This is a genomic window from Pseudomonas sp. KBW05, assembly GCF_003852405.1.
Lineage (GTDB): Bacteria > Pseudomonadota > Gammaproteobacteria > Pseudomonadales > Pseudomonadaceae > Aquipseudomonas.
Genome location: NZ_QAJM01000016.1, coordinates 369387 through 386028, shown reverse-complemented (window position 1 = coordinate 386028; position 16642 = coordinate 369387). Strand labels below are relative to the sequence as shown.

The window sequence follows — 16642 nt, the reverse complement described above, 5'->3', positions numbered from 1 at the left end:
CTCCGCCTTCCCTGGAGGCCCGCCGGGTCTCCAGGACCATCACGACGAAAGGATTCGACCTCGATGCCAACCTCTTTTTCCCCAATCGGCGAGCGTTTGCACAATCGCCGGTTTGCGGTCGCCAACAACACCCAAGGGCTCTCAGGCGCCGGCACGGTGTTCCATTATCAAGTCGAAGGCGACGCCATCTCGAGCACCTACCAAGGCGGTCGGATTCGCAGCGGCCAGCAGGTCGGTCGTGTCACCGGCCCGGATACCATCGAGCTGCTCTTTCAATGCCTGACCACGGAAGGGGAGTTGCTGGCGGGTTGGTCGCGGGGCACAGTCGGCGTTGATCACGCTGGGCGTACCACGCTGGCGTTTGTGTGGGGTTGGTTATCGGGTGCAACCGGAGGCGGTGAGTCCAGCTACGTGGAAGTGGTCGCGTAGTCCTCCGATCACGGCACAAACTCCACCCGCAACCCGCGCCCCGCACTGCGTCCCTGATCATCCGTAACCCGCAACCGATACTCCCCCGACTTGCCCGGCCGCCAGTTCAGCGTGGCTTGCGGCGGGCCCTGGCCGATCAGCGTTTGATCGGCAAACCAGTACAGCGTCGTCGCATCGCTGGCCGCGTTGGCATTCAGCGGGATGCTTTCCTGGGGTTGGGACAGGCGCAACTGATAACTCACCTGGGTCAACGGCGAGCGGATTTGCGGCGCTTCGCTTTGGTCGCCGATACGGTTGGGCTGGCAGTTTTTCATCACGCTGGGCGGTGTGCGCCGGGGCAGGCCGGCGGCGCGGTACAGGCGTTGCACGTCGCTGGGCCAGAACTCGAAGACTTCTTCACGAGTGTACTGCGCCTCGAAGGGCGGGCAGGCGGCTTTGCCGGTGCGCGTGTCGATCAGCACCGGGCGGTGCAGGTTGGATACGCGAATCGGTGAGACGCCGGGGATGTACCAGGTCTTGCGGGTTTGTGGGCACCAGCGGTTGGGCAATTCGCCGGACGCCGCGCAGACCTCGATGCGCACCAGCCCGGGCGGCGCCTTGTCCGGCTTGATGACCACGTTGGGCAAGGCCAGGGGCAGGGCGTCGGCGATGCGAAAGAACAGTGGCGCGGCGGTCTTGGCGCCGATAAACGCCGGGTTCGGCCGACCATCGAAGTTGCCCACCCACACCACCAGCACGTAAGGGCCCACCAGCCCGGCGCTCCAGGCATCGTGGAACCCCCACGACGTGCCGGTTTTCCATGCAGTGCGCCAATGGCGACCGGGCAAGCCGTCCGGGCGCGGGTTGCGGCGCAGCATGTCGCGCACCATAAAGGCCGCCTGGGGCGTGAGCAACTGCGCGCCAGTGGACTGCGGCTGCTCCTGCAAATAACGCAGTGGCCGCAGATGCCCATCACCGGCCAGCATTACATACAGTCGCGCCAGTTCTTCCGGGGTCATCTCGCCGCCGCCGAGGGCCAGGGCCAGGCCGTAATGGCTTTCGTCGCGCAGGCCCTTGATGCCGGCGCGTTGCAGCAACCCATACAAGGACGGCGACTTCACCTGGCTGGCCAGCCACACCGCCGGGATATTGCGACTACGGATCAACGCATCCCGAGCCGTCAGCGGGCCGACAAAACTGCCGTCGAAGTTTTCCGGCTGGAAGTAGCCGAAGTTACTGGGCAAATCCTTGAGGATACTCATGGGGTGGATCACCCCCTGGTCCAACGCCAGCCCATACAGAAACGGCTTGAGCGTCGAACCCGGCGAGCGCCGCGACAGCACGCCATTGACCTGGCCGTGAATGCCTGTGGATAAGTAATCCGCCGAACCCACCAGCGCCTTGACGCTCTGGTCGCGGCTGTCGATCAGGATCGCCGTGGCGTTCTCCACCCCGGTGCTGCGCCGTTCGGCGATAAAGCCTGTGATCAGCCGTTCGAGCAATTGCTGCAAGGGCAGGTTGAGGGTGCTGTTGAGCTCGTTGCCAGGCTGGGACGCCAGCAACTGTTCGCTCAAATGCGGCGCCAGGAACGGGATCTGCTGGCGGCTGCGCGCTTCGAGCGGCAACTCCAGCAAGCTGTCGTTACGCGGGTCTTGTGGATAAGTCTCGCGCCAGTCGGCCATCAAGCGCAGCCGCGCGTTTTGCAGCGACGGCCCGAAGCGCGCACGCCGCCCGGGCTGTTGTGGAATTACCGCCAATGCCAGCGCTTCGGACAACGACAACTGCGCCGCTGCCTTGCCAAAGTAGATACGGCTGGCGGCTTCGGCCCCTTCGATATTACCGCCCATGGGCGCCAGGTTCAGGTAGGCCTCAAGGATATCGTGCTTGCTGTAGCGCGCTTCCAGCCACAACGCCAAGGCCATCTGTTGCAACTTGCCCGGCACTTGGCGGGTGTTCAGATCCCACAGGCGCCGCGCCAATTGCATGCTCAAGGTCGAGCCGCCCTGGCGCTGGCCACCGCTGTAGGTGGCCATGGCCGCGCGTAGCAATGCCGGCGGATTGATCCCCGGGTGCCAGTAGAAATTGCGGTCTTCCTTGAGCAGCAACGCCTCAACCAACGACGGTGAGATCCGCTCCTGCGGTAGCCATAAGCGGTATTGCCCGTCATCCGCCAACGTCATGCGCAGCAGTGAGCCGTCGTCGGCCAGCACCAGCCGTGACGAGGTCACGGCCTGCTCCAGCGGGGCATGGGGCCACAGCCGTACCCCCGCCAGAAGCACCGCCGCTGCCAGCAGCGGCGTCAGGCGTTTAAGGCTTGGTAATTTCAAGCTCGCCTACTTTGCCGCGCCCTTGCAGGGTGGTTTCGTACATGCCTTCGGCGTAGGCCGGTGGCGTTTTGAACGTGCCGGCGTTGGTGGCGCGCACGCGGTACACGAACGTGCCCACATCGCGTAGTGCGGTGCCGTACAACACCACTCGATCATCTCGTACGTCCACATAGTCCGGTTGCCAGTTGCTCAACTCGGTTTCGCCGATGGGCGCTTGCCAGGTCGGTTCTTCCTGGCTGTCTTCTTCGACGTATTCAGACTCTTCACTGTCCTCGGAACTGGCGGCTTCCGGCTCCGGCGGCAAGTTATACACAGGCTCGACGCCACCCGGCAGCAAATCCACCACGGCCACTTGCTGCACCTGGTCACGGTCGGTCGCGCGCAGGCGCAAGCGCACCAGGAACTCATCGCCCACCGCGACTTTGCTCACAGGCTCGCCCTTGAGGTCGAGGTACTCGTGGATGATTTCCAGGCCATTGCTGATCGGCTTGAGCTTGGCGCCCTTGTCGAAACCGGCCTCGCTGAGCATGTAAAAGGCGGTTGGGCCGTCGGATTTTTCCATGACCAGTTTTTGCGTAGCGCCCGGCACAGAGGCACGCGGCGGTTGGCCGGCCATCTCCAGCAATTGCTGTTGTTTGTCACCCAACCAGGCGGTGGCCTTGAGGGTCATGTCGCTTTGCGCACGCTGGCCATAGTTGTCCAGGGCCCGCAGCAACAGCGCCGCCGACAGCGAGTTGTAGCGCTGCTCGTTGAGACGCTTGCCGAGCTTATCCAGCAGCGCCACGGGCACATCATCGAGCAACTCGGGGAAGTGGCGCGCCAGCAGGTGCAGGTGCTCGGCATCGTGCACCAGCGGGTCGTAATACAGGCCGTCGCTGCTCCACTTATCCACAAGGGAACGCCATGGAACCTTGCGGAACACCGCGTCGGCCTGGCGATCTTGTTTGAGCAACTTGTAGCTTGCGGCTAAATAGGCGGCGCCCAGGTCGTTCTGCCAACTGTCCTTGAAGTAGCTCTCGTAGCGCTCGCGGATATCGCTCAAGGCCCCGCTCACCAGAATCCCCTGACGGCTCAGCAGGTAACTGGCGTAGGCGCGATTGCGCAATTCCGACAGGCCTTCGCTAGGACCGTTGGCCAGGTCTGTCAGATACGCGTTCGAGCGCACCAGCAGGTCTTCCGGCACCGGCAGCCCGCGCTCCTTGGCTTCGATCAGGAAGTCGGTGGCGTACAGGCTGGCGTAAGGCGCCACGTCCGGGTTGGCCGCCCACAAACCAAAGCCACCGGCCTGGTTCTGGCGTTGACGCAACATGCGCACGGCACCGTTGAAGGCTTGCTCGGCTTGCGGCGCGTTGCCACCCCAGATCAATGCGGGCATGGCCTTGGACACCAATTGCTCCGTGCAGGCGTAGCCGTAGTCATCCAGGTAGTGCTTGAGGCCGTTGGCCCACACCAGCGGCGAGGCCGCGACGCCCAGTTGCACGTCGCGCAATTGGCTGAACAGCTCGCGGGTTGGTTTCAATTCTTTGCTGGCGCTGTCGAAGCGGCCCAGGCTCAGGGCCACACGGTGCTCGCTCAGTGGGCGGATCGACGTGGTCTCGGCGACCTGGATGCGCTTGCCATCCGGCAACACCGCGACAAAGCGCAGGTCCGCCGAACCGAGGGTGTCGCCAACCTTGATCTTGAACTCGGCGGTGCCTTCCTTGCGCGGTTGCAGGGACAGGGTGCTGCCCTTGTCGCCCTGCACCTTGAGGCCGTCGCTGGTCTGCACTTCAAACTTCACGTCCGCCGCCGCATCCAGGTTGCTGAACACCCCGGCACTGACGTTGAACACATCCCCCGGCGCGACAAAGGCCGGCACGTTTGGTGTGATCACAATTGGGCCACGCACGTCGGTGGTGGCTTCGCTGACGCCCACACTGTCGCTGTCCACTGCCACCGCAAACAGGTGCAGCTTGCCGTTGAAGCTGTCCGGTACCTGGTAATGCAGCACGGTTTCACCGGCCGGCAAATCCACCAAGCCGGACCACCACGCCACAGGCGGCTGATGTTTACGCTTGAACGGGTTCAGGTGGTTGGCCAGGGCGCCTTCCGTATCGCCACCGGGCGCTGCCCCACTGAGCAAGCGGCTGAATTCCGGCAGGATCAGGTCAAGGATCTGACTGGTGCCGACCTCCAGCGCGCGTTTCTGGAAGAAGAAGCCCAGCGGGTCTGGCGTCTGGTAGCGCGCCACTTGCAGGATGCCTTCGTCCACCGCGTACACCACCGCGCGGCCTGGCCGGTCGGCGTTGACCTTGATATCGAGCCGTTGCCCCGGCTCGATCTTCGCCGGGCCTTCGACCTTCAGCGCCATGCGCCGCGCATCCAGGTTGATGCTGAATGGCACCACGCCGTAGGACAGCGGGCTCATATACACCTCGGCCGAGCCCATATCCCGCACAAATTGCACGTTGACGTAGGCATTGCCTTCAAGCCCCGCAGGCACACGGATATGTTGCACGCTGTTGGTGCTGTCGGCCTTGAACCATTGCTGGGTGTAGACCTTGTCGCGCTCAATGGTGATCAAGCCGGCGCCGGTGTACGGCGCACGGATGCTGATGGCGATCTCGTCACCGCTGGCGTAGCTGCGTTTATCCAGGCGCAGTTGCAGCTCGGCGTTGCGTTCCAGGGAGCGCGAGGTGTTGCCACGCCCGGCCACGCTGTAGTCGATCTGGTTGAGCAGGTTGCCGTTGGCGTCTTTCAGTTGCAGGGTGAAATCCCCCGGCGTGGAAGTGTTCAGGGCCTGCTTGGCGCCTTCTTTCGTCATCAGCAGCGGTGAGGCCGGCTGGCTGATGTTCTTGATGCGCGACTCGTACTTGTAGGTGCCGTTGGACTGTTTCACCAGTACCGACACGTAGCGGTGCTCGACCACTTCGCTGGTCAGGCCGTCCACGGCTACCGGCGAAAGGTCTGGCGCGACGGCCAGCCATTGCACCTGGCGCGGCGCATCCTTGGCGACGTACGACAGCGAATCCTGACTTTTCACACCCACAAGGTAAGGTGCGGACGACACCAGCAACGCACTTTGCGCCGCCACATTGCGACCGCCCTCGGCTTCGAACACCTGGGTCATGACTTGCAAGCGATAGGTGCTGTTGGCGAAACGTTGCAGGTTGAGGTCGAGCACCGCCTGGCCGTTGTCGTCCACGGTGGTTTCGGCCAGGTCTTCGGTAGTGGCGTCTTCCAGGCCGTCGTTGAGGCGGAAGCGGTAGTCGGGGTAGCGCTCGAAGGCCGCGAGTGTTGGGCTCAGAGACATCTTTGCAGTGACTCGACGGCCAGCGGCCGGGGCGCCGAACAGGTGCATCGCGGTGACTTTGGCCACCACCTGATCCGGTGGAATCCAGCCCTGCACGGGGGTGTCGTGCAGGCTCAGGCTGACCTTCATGCGGTCCGGTTCGAAGTCGCGGACCTTGAAGCTCACGCTGCCCAGGTCGGTGCGGGTCTGCTTCTGGCCAATCAACTGCAAGGTCGCGGTGTATTCCCCGGCGGGGGCGACTTCGCTGCTGGGGAAATCAAAGGTCTCAAAACCGCTGGCGGACAGCTTCAGCGGCTGGCGGATCACTTCCAGGCCGCGTGGGTCGGTGATTTGCAGCTCCACCGGCAGGCCTTGCAAGGCGCCTTGCCAGTTACCGCTGCGTACGATCATGCCCAAGTGCGCGGTTTCGCCCGGGCGGTACAGACCACGGTCGGTAAACAGGTAGGCGCTAAGGCGATCAATCGCGCCGTCCTCTTCCAGACCGCCTACGTCGAAGCGCGACAAATCCAGCTGCTGGGACTGACGGGCAATCGGCAGGAAGGATTGATCGTTGCCGCGGGTGACGACATACATCAGAGGCGTTTTCTCACGGCGCAGTTCATCCAGCTTGGCAAAATGCGCGTGGCCTTCGGCGTCGGTGCGCCCGCTGCTGACCGGCAAGCCGTTGCGGCCGATGATATCGACTTGCGCATCCGACACCGGCGAACCGTTGCCGATGGATTGCACATACACGTCATGGCTGCCATCGCTGGAGCGCTTGGCGATGATGCCCAGGTCCGTCACCACGATAAACCGCAGGTCGCTGGTGCTGCTGCGGTCGTATTCGAAGGTGCGCTCGACCGGCTCATCCTGCGGGCTGAGCTTGAGCACAAAGATGCCGCGCCGGCCGCCGTTGGCGGTGAGGTAGTGGCCGAGGTCGACGTTGTCGTAGACGGTTTTCGCCGGGTCATTGGAGGACAGCGGGATGTCCAGTGACTGACGCTCCACCATGCGATCGAAGTACTCGTTGCCGAAATTCGGCCGGGCAAAGCTGCCGCTGCTCTGGTCCACCAGGTGTTGCAACTGGTTGGGCAGCAGGCGGGCGATTTCCACATGGGCGCCGGGCACGCCACGGGCCATGAAGCCCAGGCGTTTTTCGCCATTGAGGCTGAGCAATGCGCCGTCAGACAGGAACTGCAACGTGCGCGGATACGCCGGCATGCTGATCAGCGACGCCGTAGGATTCTTCGCCAGATAGCCGCCGATGGCTTCCAGGTTGGCGGGCACGCGCACGTAGAGAGCCCGACCGGCTGGCGCCTTGAACTTGAAGGCGTGCAGGGTGTTCAGCGGTTCGACGCTGGGCACGTGGGTCAGGTTGACCTTGCTGCTGCGGGCGAGCAGGGCGTCGTCGATGTCGTTGCTGTTGTAGGGGCGCGTGTCGTCTTCGGCTTTTTCCGGCAGCAGCCAGGCCTGCACCTTAGCGGCGATGGTGTCATCGGCTACCGCGCTGGAGCTGCTGAACATCAGCACCGGCTCCGGCTCGCCGCGTTCGTTGTCGACAAAGCTCACTTCTGCGCCGGTAAAGGTCAGGCGATAACGCCCGGGCACGGTGACTTCGGCCACCAGCGGCGCAGTGCTGGCGTTGCCACCGTCGCGGGCCTTGAGGCCTTCGTCGAGCTTGGCGCTGACCGGGGTGCTTTCCAGCGGGGTGGCGAGGGCGGCGGAGCGCACGTAGGCGTTGAGTTTTTTCTCGTCGAAGGTGATTTCCGGGCGGTTGGGCAACTGGGCGTCGCGGTAGGCCAGGCCTTTGCCGAGGGTAACCGTCACGCGTTTGCGCAGGCTGTCTTCATCCACCGGGTGGGAAAAATGGAAGGTGGCTACCAGCTGTTTCAGCGTCGGATTGGACGGGTCCTGATACAGCTCGTTTTGCGCCAGGGTGGCGCGGAACGGTTGGGTGGAGAACTGTGCACTGTATTGGTCGAGCAATACGCCGTCGGCCAACAGGTTTTTCTTCGCCAGGTCCAGGGTGTAACCGGCGTCGATGGGCCAGTCTTTCTCCGGCACGAACAACAATGTGCGGTCATCGGACCAGCGCCACGTGCCCGCGACGCTCGGTTTGAGGGTGATGCCTGCGCTCACCGGCTTGCCAATCGCCGCCAGCGGAGCCACGGACTCGGCGAACCGCACCTGCAAGTTATCCACAACCGGCGTGGGCTGGGTGTAGTCGGTGAGATTGGGCTTGTGCAGCGAATAACTCACGGTGTGCGGCTTGGGCAGATGGGAGTACCACTGCCAGCCGTAGAACCCGGCGGCAGCCAGCAGCACCAGGCCCAACACGCCGGCCCCGGCCTGGCGCGGATAAGCGCGAGCCTTATGGCCGAGCGCCAGCACGCCATCGCCGATGGCGCGCAGCCAGAACGGCGGACGCCATTGGCCGAACAGGGCACCCACCACCGACGCTAATGCACCGAATAAACGGCGGCAGATCGTTTTGAACGAGTCGAACATGGTGAGCATCCCTGGCTAAGTGCGGCGTATCTTACAGCGTCTTTGATACAAAAGATGACGTGGAGGTGCCAAGTCATTTGTGGGAGCGGGCTTGCTCGCGAAGGCGGTGTGTCAGCCGACCTATCAAGTGGCTGAATCACCGCTTTCGCGAGCAAGCCCGCTCCCACATTTTGATTTTTGTTTGGCTTGAGAGTAGTGGGTCAGGTCCACCAGAACCGCACCAGATGAAAGAAAATCGGCGCCGCAAAACACACCGAGTCCAACCGATCCAGCATCCCGCCATGCCCCTCGATCATATGCCCCCAATCCTTCACACCCCGGTCGCGCTTGATCGCCGACATCACGATGCCGCCAGCAAACCCCAGCAGATTGATCAACAGCGCGATCAGGAACGACTGCCACGGGTTGAACGGCGTGGTCCACCACAGCGCCGCGCCGATCAGGGATGACAGCAAGATCCCGCCGACAAAGCCTTCCACGGTCTTGGACGGCGACAGGTTGGGCGCGATCTTGTGTTTGCCGAACAACTTCCCACAGACGTACTGGAGCACGTCCGACAGCTGCACCACGATTACCAGGTAGGCAATCAGCAACAGGTTGCGGCCTTCGTAGCCGGGGATGTCGAGGGTGAGCAGGGCGGGCACGAAGGACACGCAGAACACCGCGATCATCAGGCCCCACTGCACCTTCGACGCACGTTCCAGAAAGTGCGTGCTGTCACCGCCCAGCGAAGCGAGGATCGGCAGCAGCAGGAACACGTACACCGGGATGAAGATCGAGAACAGCCCGTACCAGTCCGCGAAGATCAGCAGGTATTGCAACGGCAGCGCCAGGTAGAACGCCGCCACCAGCGCCGGGTAGTCGCTGCGGCGGGTGGGGGTAAGGGTAAGGAATTCGCGCAGGGCGTAGAACGACACCGCGTAGAACAGCAGGATCACCGCGCCCGTGCCGAGCCAGAAGGCGATGCCGATCACCACCACCATTACCCACCAGGCGTTGATGCGCGCGTTGAGGTTGTCGATCACCGCGTTGGGCGTGCCACGGGTGCGCAGTTTGAGGATCAGGCCGATCAGCGAGGCGAGGACCAGGATCGCGCCGATGCCGCCGAACAGCATTATGGTCTGGCTATGCATATCAGGAATGCTCCGGAGCGAGGGCGAGCAGGGCGTCGCGGGTACGGGCGAGGAAGGCCGCTTTGTCTTCGCCTTCTTCCAGGTGCAACGGTGCGCCGAAGCTGGTGGTGCACAACAAAGGCAGCGGCAGTACACGGCCCTTGGGCATGACCCGGTTGAGGTTGGCTATCCACACGGGCACCAGTTCGGCCTGTGGGTAACTTTTTGCCAGGTGATAGAGGCCGCTTTTGAATGGCAGCAGGCCGTCTTCCAGGTTGCGCGTGCCTTCGGGAAACAGGATCAGCGAGTCGCCGCCTTCCAGCGCGGCCAGCATGGGCTGCAAAGGGTTATCCACAGGGTCTTTGCGCTCACGGTCGATCAGCACGCCGTTGAACACGCGGTTGATGATGTAACGACGCAGGGCGCTCTTGCTCCAGTAATCGCTGCCGGCCACCGGGCGCGTGAACTTGCGCAGGTTCTGCGGCAACGAGGCCCACAGCAGCACGAAGTCGCCGTGGCTGCTGTGGTTGGCGAAGTAGATGCGTTGCACCGGCACCGGCGCGCAGCCGAGCCACAGGCTGCGGGCGCCGGTGACGGTGCGGGCCATGGAGGTAATCAGCGTGGCGACCACGGGTTCGAACATGGGGATTCCTTATCCGGCGAAAGGCAGCCAAGGGCTGGCGAGGATCACGCTGAGGGTCAGCAGTGCTTGCGCGCCCAGCAGCCATGCTTGTTTGCGCAGCAGTTTGAGGGCGCCGCGACGGCGCTCGGTCCACGGCCGGCCAGCGCGCTTGGGCGATTGCAGGCCAAGGGTTTGCAGAGCCTGGTCGAGGTCGGCGGTGCGTTCGGTATCGCGGGCGAGCAGGGCGAACAGATCGGCATCGAAAGCCACGCGCAGCGCCCAGTACTTTTGCAGCAGGCCGAGGATAATCATCCACAGGCTGAGCAGCAGGCAGATTGGCGTAATACTGGCCATCAACAGTTGGGCCAGGCCGAACAGGACGCCGAGCAGGGTCAGGCCTGTGGATAACTGATCCAGCGAACGGCCACGGCGCAGCAGGCTGGCAACGACCTGGAGTTCCATATCAGCGGGCATGGGGCAAACCCTCCAAAGCTTCACGGTGAGCGGGGTGCAGGACCACATCGGCCCGCGCTGTACGAATAATAGTCAGCGCCTCCTCCACCGTCGCGGCGCGCCCGCTGTGCAGCAGCCACGCGGCCACGGCGGTGGCGCTGCGCGAATAGCCGAGGGCGCAGCACACCAGCAGCGGGCCGCTGGCGCACAAGCGCTCGATGGCTTGTGCGGCGTGCAGGCATTCGGCGGGTGTTGGCGCGATCAGGTCCAGTACGGGGATGGATTGATAGGCGCGGCCCTGTGGATCAATCGGCAATTCGGCGCAGAGATCGACGATGGCCTTGAAGGGTTCTTGCTCACGTGTCGTAGGAATACGCCCGAGCCAGACGTTATCCACAATCAGGTCGGGTTGTGGATGCTTGCGTGTCCACAGGCGTGAATTGATCCACGCCGCTGCCAGATACGGCGCATACAGCCAGCGTGCGGCCGGCGTCAGTTGGCCATCGGCGCGCTTCTGGAAACCCGCTGCGCCCAGCACAAAGTAGTTCGCCTTGATCAAGGCCAGGGAAACCGCCGGCCACAGTAGCCACAGCCAGGTGCCGCCCATGACAAAGGCCAGGATCGCCAAGATCAACGCCCCCAGGCCGTAGCGCACGCCAAGCCGCCAGCGTTTGTGGTCCCGCGTGAGTGAGGCATTCAGCAGCGGGCTGGGATGCTCCACCGGCCACAACCACACGCAAATCCACCCTGCAAGGGCGCCTGTGGGTAAGTCGATAAAGTGATGTTGATAAGTGGTCAGCACCGAAACACCGATCAACGCAAACCAGCCATGCACCACCCAACGCCACACACCCTGGGTATGACGCTGGTACATGACCCACAGAATCACCAGCAGGGCGATATGCAGCGACGGAGCCTGGTTGAACGGTTTGTCGAAGCCGGCCAACACGGCAAACAGCCAGCCGAACACACCATCCAGCTCCGGCCGCTCGAAGGTGAAGCGCAGCGGCCAGATCAGGAAGCAGCTCACCGCAATAAGCTGCGCAGAGAGCAGCCGCAACGCGTGCTGCTTCAACTCATGCCGGGTGTTGGGCAGCAGCAGGGAGAACCCGTAGAGCAAGTCGATGGACCAGTAGGGCACGATGGTCCACGCCCAAAACGGCATATGGGTTTCCCAGCCGAACACCATAGTGCCAACGTCGCTGCGCTGGCTGGTGACCCAGGTGGCAAAGCCGTAGGTGCTGAAAAACAGCGGTGCCAATAGCAGCAGCCAAAGGACGGCAGGTTTCAATAAACCGGGTTCGCGCATGCTCAGATCTTCTGTGCCAGGGACACGGTAAAGATGCCCCACTCATCCACACGCTGGGTGATCTTGCGAAAGCCCGCGGCCTCGACCAGTTGATCCATTTCCGCCTGGCTGCGCCGGCGCATCACCCAGGCCTGGCCCTGGCGGTGGCTGGTCAGCGCGCGGGCGATCAGTTCCAGCTGCGGGTGCCATGGCTGGCCGGTGTAGACCAGATAGCCACCGGGCTCCACCGCTTCGGCAAGGCCGGCCAGCGAGCCGCCGACCATCGTGTTATCGGCAAACAGCTCGTACAGCCCGGACACCACCGCCAGCGTCGGCTTGGGCGCCAGCGCCGCCAGATCGGCACGGTCAAATGCATCGCCTTTGACGAATTGCGCGATATCCCCCAGGCCTTTTTCGCGGATCAGCGCGCCACCGTCACGCACGTTGATGTCGCTGTAGTCGCGCAGCAGGATCGATTCCGGCAACGGCGACACACCCTGCAAGGCTTCCAGGATGTAGCGCCCGTGGCCGGCGGCGATATCGACGATGCGCACGTCGCGATCATCCCCACGTAGCTTGGCCATGGCCAGGCGCAGCAATTCCTCGACGTTCAGCTTGCGCTGGCGAATGCCGCGCCAGCCAATGGAGTTGAGGTAATTGGTGTCGATCATCCGGCCCAGCCCGCCTTTGCCGGTGGGCTTGTTGCGGTACACGTAGTCGAGGGTGCTGCCGGAGTCGAAGCCGGTGTCGAAACCCAGCTTCACGCCGGCCGACAGGTTCTTGCCCAAGCCCATGCTGGCGCGGGTCAGGCGCCAGTAGAGGTCGCGCAGGGAGTTGCGTGGCAGCGGCGCGGCGAGGGCTTCGGACTCGGCGCAGGTGGCGCCGATCTTGTCGGCGTCCAGCAGCGAAGCGCGGTCCAGCGGGTGGGCGAAGTTTTGCAGGATAAAACGCTTGGCGCTGCTCACGGCAGTGGCGCGGTCGCGTTCGCCGAGGGTGTCGTGGAAAAAGCCGGGGAGGATATGCAGCTCTTTTTTCAGGCTGCCGAGGCGGTCGAAAAATTGCTGCTGGGGTTTGCGATGCACCACGAAGTCAGAGCCAGAGACCAACAACTGGGTCGGCACCTGGATCGCCTGGGCGTCGGCTACAACCCGGTCGGCGGCTTCGTACAGGCCGAGCAGCACATTCACCGAGATCGCCTTGGTGATCAGCGGATCGCTGTCGTAGGACGCCACGCGTTCCGGGTCATGGCTGAGGAACTTGGCCTTGACGTAGCTGTTGACGAAAAAATTGCCGCGAAACTTGCGCATCAGCGCCAGGCCCGGGCGGGCGAAGGGCACGTAGAGCTTGACCTTGAACGCCGGGGAGGCGAGCACCAGGGCGCGGATCTTCGGCGCGTAATCGTGCACCCACGTGGCCGCGATCACCGCGCCGACGCTTTGCGCGATGACCGCGAAGTTTTCTTCTTCGATGCCGTGGGTAGCGCCGATGTGGTCGCAAAAGGTCTGCACATCGCGGGCGCTGGTGGCAAAGCTGGGGCTGTCGCCGCGCTCGCCGGGGGATTGGCCGTGGCCGCGGGCGTCCCAGGCGAAGAAGTCGAACTGCGGCAGGTCCAATTCATCCACCAGGTGCGCGATACGCCCCGAATGCTCGTGGCCGCGATGGAACAACACGATGGCCTTGCGCGGCCCGTCGTTCGCGGTGGCCGGCCAGTGGCGGTAGAACAGCTCGACGCCATCGTGGGTGCTGAAGGTGTGATCTTGTTGTTCACGCATCGCAAAATCCTTATGCAGAAGGGGAAGTGGTTTCTTTAAGACCTTGGCGCACCCGGTTGACCAGGGTGTAGGCGAGCAGGGCGGCCACCAGCCACATCACCCCCTCCACCCAGCCCGCGCCCAGCCAGCCCAGGGCCACGCCGGTGGCCAGCACGCCGAGCACAAAGGCGCGGTCACTCTTGCCCATCGGCCCGTCGTAGCGCCGCGATGCGCCGACCATCGGCCCGAGCACCCCGGCGTATTCACTGAACACCGCCAGCAACGCCACCAGCAGCACCGGCGCCAGGCTCACGCCGGGGATCAGCGCAAACGGCAGGATCAGCGCGCTGTCGGCGATCACGTCGCACAGTTCATTGAGGTAGGCGCCCAGGCGCGACTGCTGGCCGAACTCCCGGGCGAGCATGCCGTCGATGGCGTTGAGGGCCATGCGCAGGATCATCCACAGCGGGATCAGCGCAAACAGCCACAGGTGGTGGGCGAAGCTGGCGATCAACAGGCCCACCAGCAGGGAGACCACGCCGGCTAGCAGGGTGATCTGGTTGGCGGTGGTGCCGTTGTCGTAGAGGCGCTGCACGAGGGGGCGCAGCAGGTTTTGAAAACGCGGCTTGAGCTGATAGATCGAAATCATGGGAGGTGACGCTTCCTTGTCCGTGGACCCGCGAAAAACTGGTTTGGAGTGTGCCGCTTAATCCTGGGCTGCACCAGTGATGGCTCGTGTTTATGGGGGCTTGGTCACGCTCTCGAGTACAACGAGGCACGGAGGTGGGAGTGATCAATGTGGGAGCTGGCTTGCCTGCGATTGCATCACCTCGGTTTTGCTGGACGATCGAGTTGTCAGCATCGCAGGCAAGCCAGCTCCCACAAAAACCAGTTCCCACAGGGGATTTGGGTTGCATTCAAAAGCAGCGTTTATCGGACAAAAATTTCACGCCCCGTGTTATATCGTAACTAATTGTGTGCGAATGGGCGTGTTGGGATGCAAGTGGATCTAGAAGCTGACGGCGCTTCGGTAGAGGGCCTGCCGCGTTTTCAGCAAGGGCTGTTCCATGCCCGTCGATTGCGCCAGGCCGGTATCAGCCTGACCGCTGTGGCCGTGTGCGGCTGGGTGCTGGCGCTGTTTGTTGCGCTGTTTGCGCCGCTGTCGATCTGGCCGGTGGTGTTGATCAACTGCGCCTCGGCCTTGCTGCTGCTGGTGGCCGGTTTGCAATCGGCGTGGTGGGTCGCCGATTGGCGCGCCCAGGCGCTGGAAGAACCGCCGCAGGAAGCTCCCGTAGAAGACACCGGCCGTTACGCACGCCTGGCCGGGCGCTTCGGCAAGCAGATTGGCACCCCGGTGTTGTGGCTCGGCGGTTGGGCGCTGCTGGCGCTGATCAGCATTGTCGAGTTCTGGAACCTGGCATTGCCCGCAGCGTCCGTCGGGCAGTCCGCGAGCATCGGTGCCGCGCTGGCCTTGGCGCTGGCGTTCGGCTTGCTGGTGTTCGAACGCCGTCTTGCCCAGGAAACCGCCGCGCAATGGCCGGAAGCTTCGCAACTGGCGCAATTGAGCCGGGTGGCGATTATCTGCCTGTTGATCAGCGCGATTTGCCTGTTGTTTGCCGGCGCCGAGGCGGTGTGGCCGCTGCGTCTGGCGGTGCTGATCGGCCTGTTGCCCGCGTTGGTCGCCGTCGAGTTCCTGCTGAGGGCCGCGCTGTCACTGTTCAGCCCACGCCAGCCACGCCTTGAACCGCGCCTGATGGCGCAAAGTTTTATCGCCGGGTTGCTGCGCTGGCCGCCGCAACCCTTGCTCGCCTTGCAGCACGAATTGCACAACCGCTTCGGTATCGACCTGCGTCAGATCTGGGCATTTACCTACATGCGCCGGGCGTTTCTGCCGGTGTTGCTGGTGGTGCTGGCGGTCGGCTGGGCGCTGACCGGTGTGCACGAAGTGCCCCTGCAAGGGCGTGGGATTTATGAGCGTTTCGGCAAGCCGGTGGACGTGTTCGGCCCCGGCCTGCATGCCGGTTTGCCCTGGCCGCTGGGTCGTGTGATCAGCGTGGAAAACGGCGTGGTGCATGAACTGGCCACCAGTGTCAGCGAAGCCGCCGCACCGGAATTGGTCGCCGCCGAAGGCCCGCCACCGCTGATCGCCAACCGCTTGTGGGACGCCAGCCACGTGAATGACAAATCCCAGGTCATTGCCAGCAGCAGCGGCGACAAGCAGAGCTTCCAGATCGTCAATATGGATGTGCGTTTCGTCTACCGCATCGGCCTTACCGACCACGCCGCGCTCGCCGCCACTTATAACAGCGCCGATGTGCCGACCCTGATCCGCAGTACCGCCAGTCGCATCCTGGTGCACGACTTTGCCTCGCGCACCCTCGACGAGTTGCTCGGCGAACAGCGCACCAGCCTCGCCGACGAGATCGGCCGCGCCGTGCAAGCCGACTTGCACCGCCTCGACAGTGGCGTGGAAATCCTCGCCACCGTCGTTGAAGCGATCCACCCACCGGCCGGCGCCGCCAATGCCTACCACGGCGTGCAAGCCGCGCAGATCGGTGCGCAGGCCCTGATCTCCCGCGAGCGCGGTGCAGCCAGCGAGCAAACCAACCTGGCGTTGCTGCAAGCCAGCACCGCCCGCGACCAGGCCACGGCCACGGCGCGCGAAGTGAATGCCGGCGCCCACGCGGCCGACCTGCGTTTCACCGCCGAACAAAAGGCCTACGCCACCGCTGGCAAAGCCTTCGTGCTGGAGCAGTACCTCGGCCAACTCAGCCAGGGCCTGGCCCACGCCAAATTGCTGATTCTGGATCATCGCCTGGGTGCCGACAGTGCGCCGACGATCGATCTGCGTTCTTTTACCTTGCCGGCCGATCCGTCGCTGCCGCGCAAAGCCGTTCAATAA

General features: G+C 63.6%; 10 protein-coding genes. 2 read left to right on the top strand and 8 right to left on the bottom strand.

Going from position 1 to position 16642, the window contains the following annotated elements:
• Positions 1-63 precede the first annotated feature (63 nt).
• Positions 64-429, top strand: a complete 366-nt coding sequence (locus DBR46_RS30230; protein ID WP_158619157.1) for a hypothetical protein — start codon at positions 64-66, stop codon at positions 427-429.
• Between the two features lie 8 nt (positions 430-437).
• Here DBR46_RS30230 and pbpC read toward each other — a convergent pair whose 3' ends face one another.
• The 8 genes from pbpC to DBR46_RS16285 form a co-directional block, all read right to left on the bottom strand.
• Positions 438-2735, bottom strand: coding sequence for a penicillin-binding protein 1C (gene pbpC, locus DBR46_RS16325; protein ID WP_124527016.1), 2298 nt, complete (start codon positions 2733-2735; stop codon positions 438-440).
• The gene (locus DBR46_RS16320; protein ID WP_124527015.1) at positions 2716-8514 is read right to left on the bottom strand and encodes an alpha-2-macroglobulin; all 5799 of its coding nucleotides are present in this window, start codon (positions 8512-8514) and stop codon (positions 2716-2718) included. The genes pbpC and DBR46_RS16320 overlap by 20 nt, the downstream gene beginning before the upstream one ends.
• A gap of 200 nt (positions 8515-8714) precedes the next feature.
• Entirely contained in the window at positions 8715-9647 is a 933-nt protein-coding gene (locus DBR46_RS16310; RefSeq protein ID WP_017737614.1) for a phosphatidate cytidylyltransferase, read from the bottom strand.
• A gap of 1 nt (position 9648) precedes the next feature.
• On the bottom strand, positions 9649-10269 hold the full coding sequence (locus DBR46_RS16305) for a 1-acyl-sn-glycerol-3-phosphate acyltransferase (protein WP_124527013.1): 621 nt from the start codon (positions 10267-10269) through the stop codon (positions 9649-9651).
• Positions 10270-10278: 9 nt separating this feature from the next.
• Entirely contained in the window at positions 10279-10722 is a 444-nt protein-coding gene (locus DBR46_RS16300) for a hypothetical protein (protein WP_017737612.1), read from the bottom strand.
• The gene (locus DBR46_RS16295; RefSeq protein ID WP_124527012.1) at positions 10712-12010 is read right to left on the bottom strand and encodes a phosphatase PAP2/dual specificity phosphatase family protein; all 1299 of its coding nucleotides are present in this window, start codon (positions 12008-12010) and stop codon (positions 10712-10714) included. Before DBR46_RS16295 ends, DBR46_RS16300 begins: the two co-directional genes overlap by 11 nt.
• Positions 12011-12012: 2 nt before the next feature.
• A complete protein-coding gene (locus tag DBR46_RS16290) occupies positions 12013-13761 on the bottom strand; it encodes a bifunctional alpha/beta hydrolase/class I SAM-dependent methyltransferase (RefSeq protein ID WP_124527011.1) in 1749 nt (582 codons plus the stop codon).
• A 10-nt stretch (positions 13762-13771) separates the two neighbouring features.
• Complete coding sequence (locus DBR46_RS16285; protein ID WP_124527010.1) at positions 13772-14389, bottom strand: CDP-alcohol phosphatidyltransferase family protein; 618 nt, start codon at positions 14387-14389, stop codon at positions 13772-13774.
• Between the two features lie 348 nt (positions 14390-14737).
• On the opposite strand from DBR46_RS16285, the gene hflK reads away from it, so the two are divergent.
• A complete protein-coding gene (gene hflK / locus DBR46_RS16280) occupies positions 14738-16642 on the top strand; it encodes a protease modulator HflK (RefSeq protein WP_124527009.1) in 1905 nt (634 codons plus the stop codon).